This is a genomic window from Streptomyces sp. NPDC096193 (assembly GCF_040302905.1).
Lineage (GTDB): Bacteria > Actinomycetota > Actinomycetes > Streptomycetales > Streptomycetaceae > Streptomyces.
In genome coordinates this window covers 1-2824 of record NZ_JBEOSJ010000064.1, presented here as the reverse complement: position 1 = coordinate 2824, position 2824 = coordinate 1, and the positions used below count along the sequence as shown (strand labels likewise).

At 66.5% G+C, this 2824-nt stretch carries 1 protein-coding gene and 1 pseudogene; both read left to right on the top strand.

The features are described from left to right. A pseudogene (locus ABTX78_RS36035) lies at positions 1-124 on the top strand (chaperone modulator CbpM); the annotation flags it as partial. Beyond that, positions 115-2757 carry an ATP-dependent chaperone ClpB gene (clpB, locus tag ABTX78_RS36030; RefSeq protein ID WP_352210974.1) on the top strand — a complete coding sequence of 881 codons (2643 nt, stop codon included), beginning with the start codon at positions 115-117 and terminating at the stop codon, positions 2755-2757. The pseudogene ABTX78_RS36035 and the gene clpB, both read left to right, overlap by 10 nt. The last annotated feature ends 67 nt before the right edge of the window (positions 2758-2824 follow it).

Sequence of the window (2824 nt, the reverse complement as noted above, 5' to 3'; positions counted from 1 at the left end):
GGGGCTTTGCCTGAACTATGCGTCCATCGGTCTGGTGCTGGATCTGCTGGATCGGATCAGTGAACTCGAGGACATGCTGCGGCGCAGCAATTCCGGCTCGAGGAGTGATGAATCGTGGATATGAACCGGCTTACGCAGAAGTCGCAGGAGGCTTTGCAGGAGGCGCAGACGATCGCCGGCCGGCTGCAGCAGACGGAGGTCGATGGGGAGCATTTGCTGCTGGCTCTGCTGGAGCAGCCGGATGGGCTGGTTCCACGATTGTTCGACCAGGCTGGTGCGGATACGCAGGCGTTGCGTTCCGCGGTGTCGGCGGAGTTGGCGCGCCGGCCGAAGGTGACGGGTCCGGGGGCCGCTCCGGGGCAGGTGTTTGTGACGCAGCGGCTGGCGAATCTGCTGGATGCGGCGGAGCAGGAGGCCAGGCGGCTGAAGGATGAGTATGTGTCGGTGGAGCATCTTGTTCTTGCGCTGGTGGATGAGGGATCGAGGACCGCGGCGGGGCGGGTGCTTGCCGAGAACGGGGTGACGAAGGACGGGTTCTTGTCCGCGTTGACCCGGATCCGTGGGAGTCAGCGTGTGACGTCGGCGACGCCTGAGGGCTCGTATGAGGCGTTGGAGAAGTACGGCCGTGACCTGGTGCTGGAGGCGCGCAGTGGCCGGATGGATCCGGTGATCGGCCGGGATGAGGAGATCCGGCGGGTGATTCAGATCCTGAGCCGTAAGACGAAGAACAATCCGGTGCTGATCGGTGATCCGGGGGTGGGTAAGACGGCGATCGTGGAGGGGCTGGCGCAGCGGATCGTTCGCGGTGATGTGCCCGACGGGTTGCGGGACAAGACGGTGTTCAGTCTCGATATGAGTCTGCTGGTGGCCGGGGCGAAGTATCGCGGTGAGTTCGAGGAGCGGCTGCAGGCGGTGCTCAGTGAGGTGAAGGCGGCGCAGGGGCGGATCCTGCTGTTCGTGGATGAGCTGCACACCGTGGTCGGTGCCGGCGGGGGTGCTGAGGGGGCGATGGACGCGGGCAACATGCTCAAGCCGATGCTGGCCCGTGGTGAGCTGCACATGATCGGCGCGACGACGCTGCAGGAGTACCGCAAGTATGTCGAGTCCGATGCGGCCCTGGAGCGCCGTTTCCAGCAGGTGGTGGTGGACGAGCCGAGTGTGGAGGACACCGTTTCGATCCTGCGCGGGTTGCGTGAACGTCTGGAGGTCTTTCACGGGGTGAAGATCCAGGACACCGCGCTGGTCGCGGCGGCGGCTTTGAGCCACCGCTACATTTCCGACCGTTTCCTTCCCGACAAGGCCATCGACCTGGTGGATGAGGCCTGTGCCCGGTTGCGGACGGAGATCGACTCGATGCCGGCCGAGCTCGACTCGATCACCCGCCGGGTGACCCGGCTGGAGATCGAGGCGGCCGCGCTGGAGAAGGAGAGCGATGTCGCGAGCCGGAAGCGGTTGGAGGAGTTGCGGCGTGAGCTGTCCGATCTGCGGTCCGAGTCCGATGCGATGCATGCCCAGTGGGAGGCCGAGCGGCAGGCCATCCGGCGGGTGCAGGAACTGCGGCAGGAGCTGGAGCAGGTCCGTCAGGAAGCCGAGGAGGCCGAGCGGGCCTACGACCTCAACCGTGCGGCGGAGTTGCGCTATGGGCAGCTGATCGAGCTGGAGCGGCGGCTGGCGGCCGAGGAGGAGGCCCTGGCGGCCAAGCAGGGTGAGAGCCGGCTGCTGCGGGAGGTGGTCACCGAGGACGAGATCGCCGAGATCGTCGCGGCGTGGACGGGTATTCCCGTCAGCCGTCTGCAGGAGGGTGAGCGGGAGAAGCTGCTGCGGCTGGACGAGATCCTCACCGAGCGGGTCGTCGGGCAGGACGAGGCGGTGAAGGTGGTCAGTGACGCCATCATCCGGGCCCGTTCCGGGATCCGTGACCCGCGGCGGCCCATCGGCTCGTTCATCTTCCTGGGCCCCACCGGTGTCGGGAAGACGGAACTGGCGAAAACCCTCGCCGCGGCCCTGTTCGACAGCGAGGACAACATCGTCCGTCTCGACATGAGCGAGTACCAGGAACGGCACACCGTGAGCCGGCTGGTCGGTGCGCCGCCGGGATACGTCGGCTACGAGGAAGGCGGCCAGCTCACCGAAGCGGTCCGCCGCAAGCCCTACTCCGTGGTCCTGTTCGACGAGGTGGAGAAGGCACACGCCGATGTGTTCAACACCCTGCTCCAGGTCCTCGACGCGGGCCGGATCACCGACGCCCAGGGCCGCACCGTCGACTTCCGCAACACCATCATCATCATGACGTCCAACATCGGATCCGCCCACCTCCTGGACGGTGTGAGCGCGGAAGGTGAGATCAAACCCGACGCACGCGCCCTGGTGATGGGCGAACTGCAGAGCCACTTCCGTCCCGAGTTCCTCAACCGGGTCGATGACATCGTGTTGTTCAAGCCCCTCGGCATCGCCCAGATCGCGCACATCGTGGAGCTCCAGTTCGAGGACCTGCGCCGCCGCCTGGCCGAGCGGCAGATCACTGTCCAACTCACCGAACCCGCCCGCGAACTCATCGCCCAGCACGGCTTCGACCCCGTCTACGGAGCCCGGCCGCTACGCCGCTACATCTCCCACGAAGTGGAAACGCTCATCGGCCGGGCCCTGATCCGTGGTGACGTGCAGGACGGATCGGTGATCCGGGTCGACGCCCACAACGGCGAACTGGTCGTCACCTACGACGGGCCCGACCACACCGACGTGCAGAAAGCCGCGTGAGCCCGATGGCCGGCCAAGGGACCGGGATCCGGGCCGCGACGGTCAGCTGCACCGCATGCGGCCACAA